General features: G+C 32.9%; 1 protein-coding gene. It reads right to left on the bottom strand.

The features are described 5' to 3' along the window. Positions 1–55 precede the first annotated feature (55 nt). Complete coding sequence (locus tag CLOBL_RS27225) at positions 56–1,099, bottom strand: XdhC/CoxI family protein (protein WP_077861843.1); 1,044 nt, start codon at positions 1,097–1,099, stop codon at positions 56–58. Positions 1,100–1,182 lie beyond the last annotated feature (83 nt).

Genomic DNA, 1,182 nt, shown 5'->3' with positions numbered 1-1,182 from the left:
TGGAATAAAAATGTATGTGATTTCGGTAAGCTACCACATAAGTTTAATTTTAAAGTTAGATATCTATATACTCAAATAAAACTTTTATAGTTCCTCCACAAACCATCCCGAGCTTTGATGCTGCTGAATTTGATAGATTATAACTTTCTACAAATGACTCTTTCCTTTTAATAAGGTCTATTGCTAATTCATAAACAGCATTTTCTACACTTCCTCCACCTATGGTTCCACTAAATTCTCTATTTTCATATATGAGCATCTTAGTTCCAACTCCTCTAGGAGATGAACCTTGCTTTTCAATTATCGTTGCAAGCACCATAGGTTCTTTTCTATTACAAATTGAATCTAAAATATCTTCTTCTATATTTCCGGCTTCTATTTTATTCTTTTCTAAGATCATTTCCCCAGCAATACTTACAGCTATCTCTGCTGGAGTCTGTCCCCCGATATTAAGACCAATTGGTGTATGCACCTTTTCGATCTGTTCTTTTGTATATCCATTTTCCAGCATGTTATTAATGACAAAGGCAACCTTACCCTTGCTGCCAATCATTCCAACATAAAAGAAATCCTTTGTTAATATCTTTTCTAAACATTTCCTATCGTCTTTATGCCCTCTCGTAACAATAACAAAATAAGTACTCCTATTAGGTTTTACTTCTTCTATTGCTTCATTGAAATCTTTACATAAAACTCGATCTGCCATAGGAAATCTTTCAGCATTTGCAAACTCAATTCTATCGTCAATTATAATTGTCTTAAACTCAAGCATCTTTCCTATATTACATAAAGGCAGGGCAATATGTCCTCCACCACAAATAACCAGATTAGGTTTATCCAAAATATATTCTATAAATACTTCCGTCTCATGGTCTAATACTGCTGTATGTGTTCCTTTATTTAAATCAACATCATTTAAAATTTCTTTCCAAAACTCTGAAATACTTTCACTCTCAATGAATATAGTATCTTTGCTCTTTACGAGCTTTTCTCCCGTAATACCTTTCCCATTGTATGTGCCACACATTATTGTAATAACATACGCTTCCCCATTTATCTTCAATAACTGTGCTAATTTATTATAAAAAAATTTTTTCATGGCTTTGCCCCCTTCACAATTATCTATAAGGTCAATTTATCTCCTTGCCTGATGAAAAATATTCAAGGCAACCTTGGACCTGT

Origin of the sequence: Clostridium sp. BL-8 (assembly GCF_002006495.1) — a bacterium.
GTDB lineage: Bacteria > Bacillota > Clostridia > Clostridiales > Clostridiaceae > Clostridium.
This window is presented reverse-complemented; position numbering and strand designations above follow the sequence as displayed.